The sequence below is a fragment of the Burkholderiales bacterium genome (assembly GCA_036262035.1).
In the GTDB taxonomy this organism is placed as follows: domain Bacteria; phylum Pseudomonadota; class Gammaproteobacteria; order Burkholderiales; family SG8-41; genus JAQGMV01.
The window spans coordinates 31,425-46,637 of record DATAJS010000016.1 but is presented as its reverse complement, the minus strand read 5'-3'; the positions used below and the strand labels follow the sequence as shown (position 1 = coordinate 46,637).

Here is a 15,213-nt window from a genome sequence, read left to right as displayed (position 1 = left end):
GCTGCTTGCAAGTGACGGGCGGTTGAACGAGTCGAGCTGGTGCGGCGAGTTCGCAGCGCCGTCCTTGTCGGGCGTCGCAGGGTTCCGATGCCGCAGCGGCAGCGCAGGCAGCGGCGCGAGGAGGGCGGGAAGGGTGTGGGGGATGCGGCGCGGATTCCAGTGAGCACGCGGAGTGTTCAGGCGGTTCGACAAAGCGACGCCGGAACACCAGATCGACGGCGCCGGGCCGCGGCGCGGCTCACATGCGTGCAGCGACTCCCGCCGGATGGCGCGGCAGCACGAGCCTGAACATCGTCTCGCCGCCTGAAGAATCGACCTCCAACCCGCCGCCGTGGGCGCGCGCGATGGCGCGGGCGATGAAGAGGCCCAGCCCGAGGCCTTCGCCGCGCTGCGCGTGATGGCGTCCCGAACGGAACGGCTCGAAGATGCTCGGCAGGATCTCGCCCGGAATCGTGCCGGCGTTGCGCACTTCGACCGCGACACGCTGCTCGTCGCCGGTGACCCGCACACGCACGTCGGAGCCCGGCGTGCCGTGCTGCATCGCGTTGGAGGCGAGGTTCGAGATGGCCTGCAGCACGCGATGCTCGTCCCACTCGCCCCGGCCGTCCACTTCGCAATCGAGGGTGATCCTGCGGTCGCGCGCGATCGCCTCGAGCTCGTCGATGATCTGCCGGCACATCGCGCGCAGGTCGGCGGGTTTCGGCTCGATCGGGATGCCCGCCCCTTCGCGCTCGCGCGACAGGTCGAGGAGATCGCCGACGATGTGCTGGATGCGGTTCACCCCGCGAGTGACGATCTCGGCGTGCCTCGTCACGACGCCGGCGGGATCGGGGATGGTGCGCAAGCCGCGTGCTGCGAGCTGGATCGCGTTGAGCGGATCGCGGATATCGTGGCTCACGATCGCGAGGATCCACTTCTCGAAATCGCGGGCGAGCGCGAGCTGTTCTTCGCTGTGCTGCTGCAGCGCTTCGTGCGCCATGCGGCGCTCGTCGACGTCGACGCAGCTCCCGATGAAGCCCGCGAACGCCCCGCCGTCGTCCGCGAACGGCACGCCGCGATCGAAGATCCAGCGGTAGACGCCGTCGTGGCGGCGCAGCCGGTACTCCATCTCGAACGGCTCGCGCCGCCCGAAGTGATCGAGGTAATACGCGACGCAGCGCTCGAAGTCGTCGGGATGGACGCCCTCGGCCCAGCCGTCGCCCATCTCCTGCGCGAGCGTGCGGCCGGTGAACGCGAGCCACGTCTCGTTGAAGTAGTCGCATTTGGCGTCGAGGCCCGAGCGCCAGACCAGCACCGGCGAGTGCTCTGCCAGCAGGCGGTATTCGGTGGCGGTGAGCGCGCGATTCATGCGGGCGAATATGCCGTAAGGCCGCGGGCGATCACTGTTTTACGCCGAGCCGCTCGGCGAGCTTTTCGTAGAGCTGGTATTGCTCGCGCACGAACTGGTCGGTCTCGGCCGGCGAGCGCACGGCGGGTATGGCGCCCAGCTTCTCGACGCCGGCGAGGTACGCCGGGTCGCGCGCGAGCTTTCCCATCACTTCGGTCCAGACGCCGACGACCCCGAGCGGCGGCAGGCCTCGCGGTCCGGCGAGCGCGGACCACGCCGCGAGCTGCTCCATCTCGGGCCAGCCGAGGCTCCTCGCGGTCGGCACCTTCGGCAGCTCCTTGAGCGGCTGGCGCGTCGTCGTCATCAGCGCCTTGAGCGTGCCGGCCTGGAACTGGCCGAGCATCGCGCCGAGGTTGCTGCACACGAACTGCACCTGGCCGCCGACGAGCGCGGCGGTGATCTCGCCCGAGCCTTTGTACGGAACGCCGACCGCGGCGTCCTTCGGCAGGCCGGCGAGGTTGAACAGATACTGCGGCCCGAAGTTCTGGATCGTCCCGTCACCCACCGTGCCGAAGTTGAGCTTGCCGGGATGTTTGCGGATCTCCGCGACGAGGTCTTTCATCGACGCGTACGGCGCATCGGCTTTCACCGCGCACACGTACGGATTGATGTCGAGCAGCGAGATGAAAGTGAAGTCGTTCGCCGCGTAAGGCGTCTTGCGATCGGTGGCGGGCAGGATGACCTGGTTCGCGATGCGCGTGAGCAGCAGGCGATAGCCGTCGGGCGCGGCGTTGCGCACCGCGACCGTGCCGATCGAACCCGAGGCGCCGGGCTGGTTCATCACCACGACGGTCTGCCCGAGATGGCGCGAGGCGTGCTGCGCGAGGTTGCGCGCCGCGAGGTCCGCATCGCTGCCGGCGGTATACGGCACGACGAGCAGGATCGAGCGGGTGGGATACTGGGCGTGGGCGGCCGCCGCGAACACGAGCAGCGCCGTGAGAGCGAGTGTTCGAATCATCATCCGCGGCAGTATAGCGGGGGCGCCCGGGTCTCGCGCCTGGTTTACTATTCACGCGGCATTCCGACCGATGGACAGTGCCGTGACACGTATGCATCGAACCCTGCGCCGACGCCTTTTGGCCGTCTCGCCGCTAGTCGTACTGGCGCCCTGGTCGGCGCTCGCGGCCCTGAAGGCCGATGAGCCTTCGGGCGAACCGCACTTCCGCGATCAACTGCGAGGCGCACTCGACGAGCTTCAACGCTCCGGCCATCCCGCGATCCGCCGGTTGTATGTGGCCGCTGCGGCGTCTCCCGCAACCATCGCCTTCCGCCGGATGACGGACGATCCCGCAACCTGGTCGAACGACGGCGATCCCGATCGCGGCCATACCGAGCCTGACGACGGACGTCCGAAACGCGAGGGCCGCACCGAGCCGACGAACGCCACGATCTTCATTCCCATCAGCGCCGTCGAGCCCGGCAGCGCCCGCTGGAAGAGCGGGTTGCTCGTCCACGAGCTGGTTCACGCGCTCGATCTCACGAGCGGCCGCTACAACCGTGATTACACCGTGCGCGAGCGCCGGGCCGTGTTCATCCAGAACATCTGGCGCGAGCACGTCGGGCACCCGCTTCGCGTCTCGTACCATCGCCGTTTCGCCACTCTGGACTATCAACACGCTTCCGCGCACGGACAGGTGACGGAGTATCTGCAGTACATCTTTTCGCGACCCGACTTCCCGGCGCCGCCGCCCGCACCCTAGCTCCGATCCGGCCGCAGATATCCCGAACGCGACGAACGGACCCAGGGCAAGTCCGATCAGGTGTCGATGTCGTTGCGAGGAGCGATCGCGGCCGACGCGGCGTCTAGTCCACCTTGACGGCGGCGAGCGCCACGATCTGCCGATAGCGCTCGACCTGGGCCTTCGTGAACTCAGCGAAATCGGCGGGCGCAAGGACGTCGACTTCGACGCCGGCGCTTTGCAGGTGCGCCGCGACCCTGGGGTCTTTCACCGCTTTGGCGAGCGCGGCGTAGAGCTTGTCGACGATCGGCTTCGGCGTTCCCTCGGGTGCGTAAAAGCCGTGCCACGCGAAGGCGGTGAAATCGGCGATGCCGGTCTCCTTCACCGTCGGCAGGTCGGGCAAATACGAAAGGCGCCTGGCGCCGGTCGCGGCGAGGAGCCGTATGCGGCCCTGCTGCAGCATCGGCGTGAGCGGCTGATAGGGATAGAACATGACCGCGACCGCCCCGCTCCCGAGATCGATGAGCGCCTGCGGAACGCTGTTGTACGGGATATGGACGAGCTCCACGCCGGCCTTGATGTTGAACAGCGCGCCTGAGAGATGCGCCGTCGTCCCGTTGCCCGACGACGCGTAGTTGAGCTGGCGCGGGCGGCTTTTCGCATACTTCACGAGCTCGGACACCGACTTGACCGGCAGCGACGCGCTGACGGCGAGCACGAAGCTCTGCGTCGAGATCCGCACGATCGGCGCAAAGCTCCTGACCGGATCGTACGGCAAGTCCTTGTACATGCTCGGCGCGAGACCGTGTGTCGGCGCGTTGCCCATGAGCAGCGTATAGCCGTCGGGCGTCGCTTTCGCCACGAGACTGGCGCCTATCGTTCCGCCCGCGCCCGCGCGATTGTCGACGACGACCTGCTGTCCCAGGTACTCGGAGAATCTCGGCATGATCTGCCGCGCAGTGATGTCGATGTTCGATCCCGACGCGAAAGGCACGACCATGCGGATCGGCCGTTCCGGATATTCCGCCGCAGCGACCGTCGCCGAAAACGCGAACAGCCCGACGAGCGCCGAAGCGCCCCGCCCGATCGAATGCATGCCTGTCATGACGTCACTCCTCACTTATCGTTGTTTACCGCCGCGCCGCCGGAAAGACGCGCTCGAGCAGCTCGGACGCTGCCTTCACCATGATTTTTGCGGCGTACCCGAGCGACACCAGGTTGTAGCCTTTCGCAATCGCCGCCTCCGCGACCTCGACGGTACCGGCGTAGGTGCCGCTGAAGATCGAATGTTCCCGGGCGATCGCGATCGAATCGTCCATCGCACGTATCACTCGCGCATCCGATGCCACGTACGTGGGCTGGCCGCCGTGATCGATCGTCAGATCGTTGGGGCCCACGTAGAGCATGTCGATGCCGGGCGTCGCCGCGATCTCGCGCATGTTTTCGACGCCTTTCACCGTTTCGATCAGCGCGATCTTCACGATCTCGCGCTCGTACGACGCGAAGTAGTCGGCGCCCCCGTAGAGCAGGCCGCGTGTCGGTCCCCAGCTCCGGCGGCCGCGAGGCGCGTAGCGGCACGCCTCGACGAAGCGCCGGCAATCGGCCGCGGTTTCGATCTGCGGACAGATGACGCCGTAGGCGCCCGCGTCGAGCACGAAGCCGATCTCGGCCGGATCGTTCTGCGTGACGCGGACGAGCGGCGCGCCGTCGCCGAGCGAGAGCACCTGCAGCATCTGCACGGCGGTCGCGCGGTCTATCAGGCTGTGCTGGAGGTCGAGCGTGAACGAGTCGTATGGAAGTCGCGCCAGCGCCTCCACCGAGACACCCCAGCCGAGATCGATCCACAGGCATGAAGCGGGTTTGCCCTGCGCCCAGAGCTGACGGAGCTTGTTCGGCCTCATCATTCAGTGTGCGGCCGCCCGGGGCTCGCAAATCGTGGTTCGGAGGAACTTGCGCAACTGATCCTTCGGATAATCGGCGCGACCCGAATGCCACGCGGAGCGGTTCTCCCACATGATCGTGTCCCCGGGACGCCACTCCTGCTCCCACTGAAATTCCTCGCGCGAGCACCAGTCGAAGATCTCTTCGAGCAGCGCGTCGCTGTCCTCGCGCGCCAGGCCGGCGATGGCAAGCGTATGGTGGGGATTCACGAACACCGATTTCCTGCCGGTCTGCGGATGAATCCTGATCACGGGATGTGTGACGTCGTTCATCCTCTTCAGCTCGTCCGCGCCGACGATGCCCTGCGTCTGGCTCTTGCGGCCGCGCAGCCTGAAGAGCGCCAACTTCCCGTCGACGCGGCGCTTCAGGCTCTCGGGCATCCTGTCGTAAGCCAGGTACATATTCGCGAACATCGTGTTGCCGCCGCGGTCCGGCAGCGCCACGGCGTGCAACAGCGTCGCCTTCGGCGGCACCGCTTCGAACGTACCGTCCGAATGCCAGCCGACGCCGCGCTCGGCGCCGACGCGATCGTACTTTCCGCTCGCGTCCTGGTTCGTCATGACGACGACCTCGGGCACTTCGGGATGGCGATAGTCCTTCGCGATGTGCTCGCGCAAAGGCCCGAAACGGTTGCCGAAAGCGCGCAGCTCGTGAGCCGACATCGGCGCGTCGCGAAAGCGCAGCACGAGGTGATCGAGAAAGGCCTGCTCGACCGTCCGGAATTCTTCATCGCTCATCGGCGATCGCGGATCGAACCCGCGCACCTCCGCACCCAGCACAGCGCCGAGCTTCCTGATTTCGACCATATCCCCTCCGTTGGCGGTCGAGCAACCATAGCAGCGGGCGGACTTACGGGGGAAATACCAGGCGCGTATGCCGTCTATACGAGCCGCGGTATACCGGACGCAGGCATGTTGGCGCCCGGCCACAGGCCGCCGGCAATCAACCCGGAGAGACTCTCCCGCGCGAGCCCCGCGATCTCGCGCGCCGCCCGCGATACCGCGCTGCCGCTGCGGCTGACGAAGCACACTTCGCGACGAACGCGCGGATCGACGATGCGGGCGGCGAACACCCCGCGTCGCGACATGTCGCGGCGTATCGTCGCGCCGGACAGTATGGTGAACCCGGCGCCGTCGAGCGCCATCTCCCTGCGGATCGCGACCGAGTCGATCTCCGCCACGACGTTCAACCGGACCTTGCGCGCCCGCGCCATCTGCTCGAGCTCTTCCCTGAAACCGTTGGTCCGGGCGGACAGATAAAGAGGGACGTGCCGCAACTCGCTGAAGACGATTTCCGCGGCCGTGCTCTTGCCGAGGCATTGCCGGGCAACGGCGCTCGTGCCGACGACGAAGAGGTCTTCGGAGAAGAGGTCGGTGCTGCGTATGCCGCGCCCGGCAGGAATCGCGTAGGACAGCGCGAAGTCGATGGACTCGGTGCGCAGCAGATCCGGGATGTCGCTGCTCATGAGCTCACGGATCTGCAGGTGCACTCGAGCCAGCCGTTTCGCCGCGAGCGCGACGAGCACCGGCGCCAGAACGGGACCGATCGTTTGCGCAACGCCGATGACGACCGAGCCGGTCGGCTCGCGCACGTCGTCGCGCAACCCTTCGCGCACCGATCTGAGATCGGCCAGCAACTCCCGGCATTGCGCCGCCAGCGTCTGCCCCAGCTCGGTGAGCCGCACACCCTGCGGCCCCCGCGCGAACAGCTCACCGCCGACTTCGCCCTCGAGGAGACGCATCTCGCGCGAAAGCGCCGGCTGCGCGACGTGCAGCTCGCTCGCCGCGCGAGTGACCGAACCGAGCTCGGCCACCGCGACGAAGTAGCGCAGCCGCTTGAGATCGAAGCTACTCACCGGGCGAGTCTACACGGCTCTGTTATTCTCGCCGGCACCAGTAACTCCTGTGGATTCGCCGTGAAACCTGCCCTGCTCGCGCTGCTGTTGTGCTCTCCATTCGTCGTCCATGCGCAGTCGTTCCCGACCAAACCGATCCGCATCATCGCCACCGCGACGGCGGGCGGCGGCGTCGACACCAGCGCGCGTATCGTCGCGCAGGGCATGCAGGACACGCTCGGGCAGCCGGGCGTGGTCGAGAACAGGCCCGGCGGCGGCGGCGCGGCGGGCAGCGACTTCGTCGCGAAGTCGGCGCCCGACGGGCACACGCTGCTCGCGATCTCGATCAGCCATGCGGTGCTGCCGAGCTCGCACAAGAACCTGCCGTACAGCCCCGAGCGCGATCTGACGCCGCTCGCGGTGATGGTGAACTCGCCCAACATCCTCGTCGCGCATCCGTCGCTGCCGGTGAAGTCGATCAAGGAGCTGATCGCGTACGCGCGCACGCGCCCGGGCCAGATCGACTACGCGTCCTCGGGCAACGCCAGCCCTTCGCATCTCGCGACCGAGAACCTCAAGCTGCTCGCGAAGATCGACCTCACGCACGTGCCTTATAAAGGCACCGCGCCCGGACTGAACGACGTGCTCGCCGGACGCGTCTCGCTCATGTTCACGAGCATCATCTCGGCGCGCCATTTCGCCGACGCGGGCAAGGTGCGCGTGCTGGCGACGGCGGGCACGAAGCGCGCGGCCGCGATGCCCGACCTGCCGACGATCGGCGAGTCGGTGCCGGGCTACGCCGTCGACGTGTGGTACGCGATGCTCGCGCCGAGCGGCACGCCGCGGCCGACGCTGGAGAAGCTCAACGCCGCGATCGCGAAGATCCTGCACTCGCCCGACGTCACGAAGAAGCTCGCGGCCATGGGTCTCGAGCCGGTCGCGGATGACCTGGCCGCCACCGACGCCTACATCAAGTCCGAGATCCGCAAGTGGGCGCGCGTGGTCCAGGCCGCGAAGATCACCGCGAATTGAGGAGCACGCCATGCGCAGCCGCTACGCCATCGATTTCCACACCGCCCGCGAAGCGTTCGCTTCCGGCAAGGACACGCCGCGCGACTATCTCGAGCGCTGCATCGCGGCCATCGAGTCGCGCGACCGCGACGTGCGCGCGTTCGTGACGCTGGGTCTCGACAACGCGCGGCGCGCCGCCGACCTTGCGACCGCGCGCTATCGCGAAGGCCGGCCGCTCTCGGCCGTCGACGGCATGCCGATCGGCGTGAAGGACATCATGGAGACCGCGGACCTGCCGACGCAGATGGGCAACGCGATCTACAAGGACTGGCAGCCGCGCTGGGACGCGGCGTGCGTGCACGCGCTGCGCTCCGGCGGCGCGGTCGTGGTGGGCAAGACCGTGACGACGGCCTTCGCCGGCGGGGAGACCAACGAGACCGGCAATCCGCTCGATCTCGCGCGCACGCCCGGCGGCTCGTCGAGCGGCTCCGCCGCGGCCGTCGGCGCGGGCATGGTGCCCGCCGCCCTCGGCACGCAGACGCAGGGCTCGACGATCAGACCCGCCGGTTTCTGCGGCGCGTTCGGCTTCAAGCCCACGCACGGGGCCCTCACCATGCAGGGCGTGCACCCGATCTCGATCACGCACGATCACCTCGGCGTGATCGCGGCGAGCCTGGAAGACCTGTGGTCGGTCGCCTCGCGGATCGCGCTCGGCGTCGGCGGCATGCCGGGCGCGCCGGGCCTGGACGGCGCAGGCGATCTCCCGCCTGCGCGGCGTCCGCGCCGCCTCATCGTTCAGCGCACCCACGCCTGGGAGACCGAGGTCGACGCGGCGACGAAACAATCGTTCGAAGCGCTGTGCTCGACGCTGCGTGCGCGCGAGGTCGAGCTCGTGGACAGCCGTGACGAGCCGCGCTTCGCCGCGGTCGAAGACGAATTCTTCGGCGGCTTCGCCGAGCGCTCGGTCGACATCAGCGCGTACGAGATGAAGTGGCCTTACGAGCAGTACCTGGCGAGGCACCCGGACCTGCTGGAGACGCGCCAGAAGAGCCGCCTTGCGCGCGCCCGCGAGATCACCCCGGCGCTCTACGCCGAGCGCCTTGCGGAGAAAGCGGCGATGAAAGCGCGCGTGAGCGAGGCCATGCAGGGCGCCGACGCGATACTCACGCTCTCTTCCTCAGGCCCCGCTCCGGTCGGCCACGGCCATACCGGCAGCCGCGCGTACCTGCTCTTCGCGAGCTTTCTGCACCTGCCGGCCTTCAGCCTGCCGCTGCTGCGGTCGGCCGACATGCCGGTGGGCGCGCAGCTCATGGGGCATCTGCAGCGCGACGGCGATCTCGCAGCGGTCGCGCGCTGGATCTCGGAAGCGTCCGCTCAGCCCTGATCGTCGATCGGCTCGGCCGCATCGGCGCACTTCATGAGCTCCGCGGCGAGCGCGCGGCTCGCCGCTCCCGAGAGCACGACCGGCGCGGCGACGCTCACGCCGTTCAGCGCGGACGCGATCTCCAGCACCAAGCGCGAGCCCTGCGTGCGCACGCGCACTTCCGCGCTGTCGACGTCGGTCCCGTCGGCGTCCTTCAGCTCATTCGCAAATTCCGGCTCGATCACTTCGTGCTTGAACATGGGTTCCCCCCTCGACGTGTGCCGAGACTATGGCGCCCGAGTATTGCGGTCACGTCTCGAAACGGCCCGCAAACCATGGAGTGAAGACCAAGGTTCCGGGTTCATCTGTGTTGTTCGAGCGCAACGCGAAGGCGCGCGCGAAGCGCGCGGCGGCGTAAATGTGTAGCGATGCGATGAACGATCGTTCGATACTCTGCACAGCTTCCATCCGGAAGCGCGCGTGCGGTTGGTTTGCCGCGCGCATTTTCGACATCGTCATCGAGGAGATCTCATGAATAAAAAGGTACTGGCAGCGGCTCTTGCCGGCGCGTTCGGCGCACCGGCCCTGGCGCTTGCTCAGTCGAGCACGGTGCAGGTGTTCGGCACGCTGTACGTCGAATACACCGTTCGCGCCGATCAGGCGGACGCAGCGGCAGGGGTATCGCGCAGCAATGCGGACTTCATCCAGACCCCCGGCAGCGAAATCGGCTTCAAAGGGGAAGAGAAGCTCGGCGGCGGTCTGTCGGCGTGGTTCCAGTGCGCGAGCACGGCGGATCCGCGCGGCCAGAACCAGGACGGCTGGTGCTCGCGTAACAGCGCGCTCGGCCTGAAAGGCGGCTTCGGCAACGTCTTCATCGGTAACTGGGACACGCCGTTCAAGCGCACGATCAGCCCGACGGCCGTCGGCGGCAACGACACCGGTATCTTCGGTACCGCGTTCCTGCTGACCGGCAACTCGACGACGACCGCAGTCGGCGGTGCGCGCACGACGTTCAAGCGTCGCCAGAACAACCTGATCACCTACGACAGCCCGACGTTCGCCGGCTTCCAGGTGATGGCGGCGTTCACGTCGTCGCAGACCTCGACCGGCACGCTCGAAGCCGCGACCAACAACAAGGCGCGCGTGATGTCGATCGGCGGCCAGTACTCGGCCGGCCCGCTGTACATTTCGGCCGGTTTCGAGCAGCTCCGCGACTTCGCGGGCGCGGGCGGCCCGGACAGCAGCAAGGACAACGCGTGGCACGTCGGTGCGGCGTACACCTGGGGTCCGGTGCGCTTCGGCGGTCAGTACACCGAGCAGCGCTTCGACACCACCGCGGGTGACGTCAAGGCGAAAGCCTGGCACGTCGGTGTGGACTGGCACATCGTCGGACCGCACGGTCTGCGTGCCGCGTTCACGCAAGCGCGTGACATGAGCGGTCCCGCTGGCTTCGCGACGCCGGTCGTCGCCGGCGTGGGCGGCTCGTTCGTCGCCGGCCCGGCGGGCGGCTCCGGCTATCGTCCCGGCCCGGGCAACGATACCGGCGCGAATCTCGTGCAGGTCCGCTACGTGTACACGTTCAGCAAGCGCACCGAGTTCACGCTCGGTTACGTGCGTCTGGACAACGACAACAACGCCGGTTACCGCCTCGGCGGCCTCGGCGGTGCCATCGTCAACGGCCAGAACGAAGACGCGATCGCTTTCGCGGTCCGCCATCGCTTCTAAGCACGACAGCAGTAATGAAAACGGGCGCTTCGGCGCCCGTTTTTTTTTGCCCTCGTCGTGCGGCTAGGTCACGGTTCCACGCTCGCCGCTTCGAACGCGACGATGACGGGCAGCACCCCGCGTTCCTCGGCGTCGCTGCGTGCATCCACCAGCAGCGTGAGCGTGCGCTCCATGCGTCCGAGCGCGTCACGCAGCTTGCGGATGTCGGCGAGCTTGCGCGCGGCGAGGTCGAGGCCGGCCTGATGCTCGCCCCGCGTGTCCGACGCGAGGAGAAGCTCGCCGATCTCGGTCAGATTGAAACCGCACTGTTGCGCGTGCTTGATGAAGGCGAGGCGTCGCACCGAGCGATCGTCGTAGAGCTTGTAGCCCGACGCGGTCTTGGTCGCCGCCGCAAGGAGTCCCTGCCGTTCGTAGAAGCGGATGCTGTCCGCGGTGACCTGCGCGCGGTGGGCCAGACGGCCGATGGTATACAACTCGTGTTCCCCGATGCTTTCCCGAAATGCCCCCGGACGATACCACGCCCCGCCCCTCACATACAGAGCCTTGAAGCATGGTCTTACCTCATCGCATTGCTCGTTGCGCTCTGCGGGCGGCAGTTGCTATCTTTCGGGTGGGCCGCTTCTGCGACCCATCTCCTGTAACTTCACCGACGAGCCTCCGGGGAGTTGGCGGATCGTATCTGGTGCAAGCCCGACCCGCGAAGGTCGGGCTTTTTTTTGCAGTATCGGCCGACGGGCTCGGGTGATCTTGCGTCTCATGCCGCGCTCGCGATAAATTCGGCGTGATGGGCGCGCTACGCGCCACAAAAAGAAGCGGAACGCACCCCGCGGTCCGCACAGAGGAGGAAGTAAGTAGATGAAGAAGTCCCTATACGCGCTTTCAGCGCTATTGCTCACCTCTTGCGCCGCGACGACCGAGCAGTCGTCGACGATGTCGGCGGCGGAGCTCTCCGATTGCCTGCAGCCGAACCGGCGCGTGATGGTCGAGGTGAACGGCCGCGTGGCGAAGCCGCCCGCCAAGAAGCCCGAAGCCAAGGCCGAGGCCGGGAAGCCCGAGGCCAAGCCGGAGGCCGCTTCGACGGCTAAAGCCGAAGCCGCGCCGCCCAAGCCCAAGAAGCCCGAGCTCGCCACCTTCACCCAGCAGACGTACGTGCAGGGCAACAGCGCGTTCGATCCGAACAGCGCCACGCTCAAGGACGGCGGCAAGCAGGAGCTCGACAAGCTGGTGGCGCTGCTGAAGAAGCGCGCGGTTCAGGTCGGCGCGATCATCATCACCGGCCACACCGACCGCCTCGAGACCGGCAACAAGGACCTCGACGAAGCGCGCGCGGTCGCGGTGAAGGACTACCTCCAGACCAAGGGCCTCGACACCAAGCTCATGTTCTGGGAAGGCAAGGACTCGAAAGAGCCCGTCGCCGTCACCAAGTTCTGCACCTAAGGCCTCCGCGGGCCGCGATCGCACGATCCGGCCCGCCGCTTCAGCTCACCCGCTTCCTCAGGTCCTCGGTCACGTCGCCGGCGTTGCGTCCCGCGTTCACGCCGACGTAGACCTTCTCGATCCGGCCTTCGGGATCGACGAGAAACGTGTTGCGTTTGGCGAAGCGCAGAAAGCCGAGGTTGACGAGCGAGCCGTAGCGCTTCGCGATCTCGCCGCCGACGTCCGCGAGCAGCGGGAACGGCAGCGCGTATTTCTTCGCGAAGCGCGCGTGGCTGTCGGCGCCGTTCACGCTGATGCCGCACACCGCGGCGCCCAGCGCTTCGAGCTCGCGCATCGCGTTGCGATAGCGCATCGCCTGCTCGGCGCAGCCGGGCGTGTCGTCGCGCGGGTAGAAATACAGCACCAGCCACTTGCCGCGGTACTTGCCGAGGCTGTGCAGCGTGCCGTTCTGGTCGGGCAGGGAAAAATCCGGCGCGGGATCGCCGCGCCGGGGTACCGCCCTGCTACTCCACATCAATGTGCGGCCGCGACGGGCGTGTGCGCCTCGAGGAAGGTGCGCACGTGTCGCACCGCTTCGGCGATGCCCTCCGGCGTGTCCTTCCACGGGAAGATGCTCGCCTCCGCGTTGGGCGCGAGGCGCGCGCTCTCCATCGCGACCGCGTAAGGGTGCGGCGGCGTATCGTCGGGCAGCACGAGGATCGGCGTCCTGCAGCTCTTCACGAAGTCGCGCGTCACCGTGAACACGAAATCGGGATTGGTGCAGTACATGCTCTTCAGGAACGCGTCGCACGTCTGCATCGTGGTGTCGGGACGTCTCGCGACCACGCCCGGCGCCCAGCCCTTGATGTTGTTGTTGTAGAAGAGGTCGGGCAGCTCGGGGCGGTAGCCGCTCGGCTGCGCGGGTATCGCGGCGACGATGCGGTCGGGCGCATGCTTGATCAGGTTCCAGATGAACGGGCCGCCGATGCAGAAGCCGAGCACCATGAATTCGTGGATGCCCAGGTGGTCCATGAGCCCGAGCATGTCGTCGGTGTACGAGTCCCACGGCCGCTCGACGTCGAGCGGACCGGTCGACTCCCCGCCGTTGGCGTTGCGCAGGTCGAACGAGACGCAGCGATACTCGTTCTTGAATTCCTCGATCGGGTTGAACGGCGCCTTGGTCGCGTGGTAGGCCATGTTCGAGTTCAGCCCGCCGCCGGCGATGAGCAGCAGCGGGAAGCCCGAGCCGGTCACTTCATAGCGGATGCGTGCGTCGCCTCGTTCGTAGAACGGCATGTGTCTCCTCCCTCGTCCGGGTCGTGTGCGGTTGACGATAGCACGAACGGAAGAGCCGACTGTCGTCGGGAAAGCTACGTGCGGCCCTTGGTCTCGCGCCTCGCGCGGCGGCGCTCCTCGGCATGAGGTCTGGACTTGGCCGCGCGCCGCCGCTCCATCGGACCGCCCGCCGGCGTCTGCCGCCGGCGCGGGAACTGGGCGAGCTGGCTGCGGGCGTGCACGGAAAATTCGCTGTCGCGAAATCCGTAGTTGCGTGCGTCGTCCATGCAGCGCGCGAGCTCGGCGTGGTCGTGGACGCCCTCGCGCACGACGCCGCCCAGGTCGTCGACGCAGTACCAGCGCCACTCGTCACGCACGCCTTGAAAGAAATGCCAGTCAGCCACTTACGTCACCCGTCGGGCACTTATGCCTCAGGCTGCAAACCGTATGCCGACTCTGTAGCATAGGAACGCGTCACTTCACAAAAGCCGGGGGAGGCAATATGAAGGACACGACCAGGGGCATACGGTTCGCGCTCGCCGCCGCCGCGGCGATCTGCGCGACACTGGCGATCGTCGCGTGCCGGACGCTGCCGGCGCAGCTCGATCTCGACGCGGCGGACCCGGCGCCGCCGAAGCGGATGGTGACGCAAGGCACGGCGACCCGGGTCGTCGCGCAGAACCTCACGAAGTGCGCGCATACGAATCCGAAGATGAACGTGCGCGTCGCCGCGGTCGGCGAGATCGCGGCGAGCGACGGCACCGTGCTCACGATGCCCGCGGCGACCGCGCTGCAAAGAGGCGAAGGGCCGCTCTCCCACGATCTCTACAACGAATGCAACCAGGTGACGCCGGCGAACGCCGCCGCGGTCTCGACCGCGAACGTGCCGGTGATCGAGATCGATCCGGACGGCGTAGTGGTCACCGGCTTTATCGTCGCCGACAACTACTACGAGATGTACGTGAACGGCAAGCTCGTGTCGGTCGACAACACCCCGTACACGCCGTTCAACTCGGCGATCGTCAAGTTCAGGGTGAAACGGCCGTACACGATGGCGTTTCTGGTCGTCGACTGGGACGAGCACCTCGGCGTCGGCATGGAGGTGTTCCCGGTGCCGGTGACGCCGAAGACCAACAAGTACTACCCGGGCGACGGCGGCCTCATCGCGAAGTTCAGCGACGGGACGGTCACCGACAGCACGTGGAAAGCGCAGAGCTTCTACATCGCGCCGCTCGTGGATCCCAGGGAAGTGGTCGACCGCGGCCACATCCACGACACGCCCAACCTCGGCGGGCGCACGCATCCCTACGCGCGGCGTCCGACGTGCGAGGACAAGTGCTACGCGGTGCACTACGCGATTCCCGCGAACTGGCAGTCGCCGCGATACGACGACCGCTACTGGCCGCGCGCGTGGGAATTCACCGACCAGGAGATCGGTGTCACGAACCTGCCCGCGTACACGCGCTACCCCGAGCTTTTCGAAGGCGCGCGCTGGATCTGGTCGCAGAACCTCGTGCTCGACAACGTCGTCATCGCGCGCAAAACCGTCCGCTGATTAAATCCGGGGCAGAGTCAGATTTCT

The 15,213-nt window shown here is 67.3% G+C and carries 19 protein-coding genes; 6 read left to right on the top strand and 13 right to left on the bottom strand.

Annotated features, from left to right (window positions below):
* The 3 genes from VHP37_20235 to VHP37_20225 all read right to left on the bottom strand — a co-directional run.
* The coding region (locus VHP37_20235; protein ID HEX2828695.1) for a hypothetical protein at positions 1-192 on the bottom strand (192 nt) is incomplete at its 3' end.
* A gap of 46 nt (positions 193-238) precedes the next feature.
* Positions 239-1,348, bottom strand: coding sequence for a PAS domain-containing sensor histidine kinase (locus VHP37_20230; protein HEX2828694.1), 1,110 nt, complete (start codon positions 1,346-1,348; stop codon positions 239-241).
* A gap of 31 nt (positions 1,349-1,379) precedes the next feature.
* Positions 1,380-2,345, bottom strand: a complete 966-nt coding sequence (locus tag VHP37_20225; GenBank protein ID HEX2828693.1) for a tripartite tricarboxylate transporter substrate binding protein — start codon at positions 2,343-2,345, stop codon at positions 1,380-1,382.
* A 70-nt stretch (positions 2,346-2,415) separates the two neighbouring features.
* On the opposite strand from VHP37_20225, the gene VHP37_20220 reads away from it, so the two are divergent.
* On the top strand, positions 2,416-3,087 hold the full coding sequence (locus tag VHP37_20220) for a hypothetical protein (GenBank protein ID HEX2828692.1): 672 nt from the start codon (positions 2,416-2,418) through the stop codon (positions 3,085-3,087).
* Positions 3,088-3,190: 103 nt separating this feature from the next.
* Here VHP37_20220 and VHP37_20215 read toward each other — a convergent pair whose 3' ends face one another.
* The 4 genes from VHP37_20215 to VHP37_20200 form a co-directional block, all read right to left on the bottom strand.
* Positions 3,191-4,171, bottom strand: coding sequence for a tripartite tricarboxylate transporter substrate binding protein (locus VHP37_20215; GenBank protein ID HEX2828691.1), 981 nt, complete (start codon positions 4,169-4,171; stop codon positions 3,191-3,193).
* Positions 4,172-4,196: 25 nt separating this feature from the next.
* Complete coding sequence (locus VHP37_20210; protein HEX2828690.1) at positions 4,197-4,970, bottom strand: aldolase/citrate lyase family protein; 774 nt, start codon at positions 4,968-4,970, stop codon at positions 4,197-4,199.
* Complete coding sequence (locus VHP37_20205; protein HEX2828689.1) at positions 4,971-5,813, bottom strand: TauD/TfdA family dioxygenase; 843 nt, start codon at positions 5,811-5,813, stop codon at positions 4,971-4,973.
* A gap of 74 nt (positions 5,814-5,887) precedes the next feature.
* Positions 5,888-6,862, bottom strand: coding sequence for a LysR family transcriptional regulator (locus VHP37_20200; protein ID HEX2828688.1), 975 nt, complete (start codon positions 6,860-6,862; stop codon positions 5,888-5,890).
* Positions 6,863-6,922: 60 nt separating this feature from the next.
* Between VHP37_20200 and VHP37_20195 the strand changes: the two genes are divergently transcribed.
* A complete protein-coding gene (locus VHP37_20195; GenBank protein HEX2828687.1) occupies positions 6,923-7,873 on the top strand; it encodes a tripartite tricarboxylate transporter substrate binding protein in 951 nt (316 codons plus the stop codon).
* A gap of 10 nt (positions 7,874-7,883) precedes the next feature.
* Positions 7,884-9,236, top strand: coding sequence for an amidase (locus VHP37_20190; protein ID HEX2828686.1), 1,353 nt, complete (start codon positions 7,884-7,886; stop codon positions 9,234-9,236).
* Here VHP37_20190 and VHP37_20185 read toward each other — a convergent pair.
* Positions 9,227-9,475: a hypothetical protein gene (locus VHP37_20185; GenBank protein ID HEX2828685.1), complete on the bottom strand. Its 249-nt coding sequence runs from the start codon at positions 9,473-9,475 to the stop codon at positions 9,227-9,229. The genes VHP37_20190 and VHP37_20185 overlap by 10 nt on opposite strands.
* A gap of 49 nt (positions 9,476-9,524) precedes the next feature.
* The gene (locus VHP37_20180; protein HEX2828684.1) at positions 9,525-9,734 is read right to left on the bottom strand and encodes a hypothetical protein; all 210 of its coding nucleotides are present in this window, start codon (positions 9,732-9,734) and stop codon (positions 9,525-9,527) included.
* A gap of 12 nt (positions 9,735-9,746) precedes the next feature.
* On the opposite strand from VHP37_20180, the gene VHP37_20175 reads away from it, so the two are divergent.
* Positions 9,747-10,940 carry a porin gene (locus tag VHP37_20175; GenBank protein HEX2828683.1) on the top strand — a complete coding sequence of 398 codons (1,194 nt, stop codon included), beginning with the start codon at positions 9,747-9,749 and terminating at the stop codon, positions 10,938-10,940.
* Positions 10,941-11,008: 68 nt separating this feature from the next.
* Here the strand turns inward: VHP37_20175 and VHP37_20170 are convergent, their stop codons facing one another.
* Entirely contained in the window at positions 11,009-11,413 is a 405-nt protein-coding gene (locus VHP37_20170) for a MerR family transcriptional regulator (GenBank protein HEX2828682.1), read from the bottom strand.
* A gap of 382 nt (positions 11,414-11,795) precedes the next feature.
* Here VHP37_20170 and VHP37_20165 point away from each other — a divergent pair, with 382 nt between their 5' ends.
* Positions 11,796-12,377 (top strand): OmpA family protein, encoded by a 582-nt coding sequence (locus tag VHP37_20165; GenBank protein HEX2828681.1) that lies wholly within the window; start codon positions 11,796-11,798, stop codon positions 12,375-12,377.
* Positions 12,378-12,417: 40 nt separating this feature from the next.
* Here the strand turns inward: VHP37_20165 and VHP37_20160 are convergent, their stop codons facing one another.
* The 3 genes from VHP37_20160 to VHP37_20150 form a co-directional block, all read right to left on the bottom strand.
* Complete coding sequence (locus VHP37_20160; protein HEX2828680.1) at positions 12,418-12,891, bottom strand: peroxiredoxin; 474 nt, start codon at positions 12,889-12,891, stop codon at positions 12,418-12,420.
* Positions 12,891-13,652: an alpha/beta hydrolase gene (locus VHP37_20155; GenBank protein HEX2828679.1), complete on the bottom strand. Its 762-nt coding sequence runs from the start codon at positions 13,650-13,652 to the stop codon at positions 12,891-12,893. Before VHP37_20155 ends, VHP37_20160 begins: the two co-directional genes overlap by 1 nt.
* A 74-nt stretch (positions 13,653-13,726) precedes the next feature.
* Positions 13,727-14,035, bottom strand: a complete 309-nt coding sequence (locus tag VHP37_20150) for a hypothetical protein (protein HEX2828678.1) — start codon at positions 14,033-14,035, stop codon at positions 13,727-13,729.
* Between the two features lie 98 nt (positions 14,036-14,133).
* Between VHP37_20150 and VHP37_20145 the strand changes: the two genes are divergently transcribed.
* Entirely contained in the window at positions 14,134-15,186 is a 1,053-nt protein-coding gene (locus VHP37_20145) for a hypothetical protein (GenBank protein ID HEX2828677.1), read from the top strand.
* Positions 15,187-15,213: the final 27 nt, after the last annotated feature.

Bases quoted from the DNA above. Each gene is read 5' to 3' on its own strand.
- VHP37_20215 (HEX2828691.1), bottom strand. From the start codon at position 4,171: ATGACAGGCATGCATTCGATCGGGCGGGGCGCTTCGGCGCTCGTCGGG.
- VHP37_20210 (HEX2828690.1), bottom strand. From the start codon at position 4,970: ATGATGAGGCCGAACAAGCTCCGTCAGCTCTGGGCGCAGGGCAAACCC.
- VHP37_20145 (HEX2828677.1), top strand. From the start codon at position 14,134: ATGAAGGACACGACCAGGGGCATACGGTTCGCGCTCGCCGCCGCCGCG.
- VHP37_20180 (HEX2828684.1), bottom strand. From the start codon at position 9,734: ATGACGATGTCGAAAATGCGCGCGGCAAACCAACCGCACGCGCGCTTC.
- VHP37_20230 (HEX2828694.1), bottom strand. From the start codon at position 1,348: ATGAATCGCGCGCTCACCGCCACCGAATACCGCCTGCTGGCAGAGCAC.
- VHP37_20225 (HEX2828693.1), bottom strand. From the start codon at position 2,345: ATGATTCGAACACTCGCTCTCACGGCGCTGCTCGTGTTCGCGGCGGCC.
- VHP37_20205 (HEX2828689.1), bottom strand. From the start codon at position 5,813: ATGGTCGAAATCAGGAAGCTCGGCGCTGTGCTGGGTGCGGAGGTGCGC.
- VHP37_20185 (HEX2828685.1), bottom strand. From the start codon at position 9,475: ATGTTCAAGCACGAAGTGATCGAGCCGGAATTTGCGAATGAGCTGAAG.
- VHP37_20155 (HEX2828679.1), bottom strand. From the start codon at position 13,652: ATGCCGTTCTACGAACGAGGCGACGCACGCATCCGCTATGAAGTGACC.
- VHP37_20190 (HEX2828686.1), top strand. From the start codon at position 7,884: ATGCGCAGCCGCTACGCCATCGATTTCCACACCGCCCGCGAAGCGTTC.
- VHP37_20165 (HEX2828681.1), top strand. From the start codon at position 11,796: ATGAAGAAGTCCCTATACGCGCTTTCAGCGCTATTGCTCACCTCTTGC.
- VHP37_20220 (HEX2828692.1), top strand. From the start codon at position 2,416: ATGGACAGTGCCGTGACACGTATGCATCGAACCCTGCGCCGACGCCTT.
- VHP37_20175 (HEX2828683.1), top strand. From the start codon at position 9,747: ATGAATAAAAAGGTACTGGCAGCGGCTCTTGCCGGCGCGTTCGGCGCA.
- VHP37_20160 (HEX2828680.1), bottom strand. From the start codon at position 12,891: ATGTGGAGTAGCAGGGCGGTACCCCGGCGCGGCGATCCCGCGCCGGAT.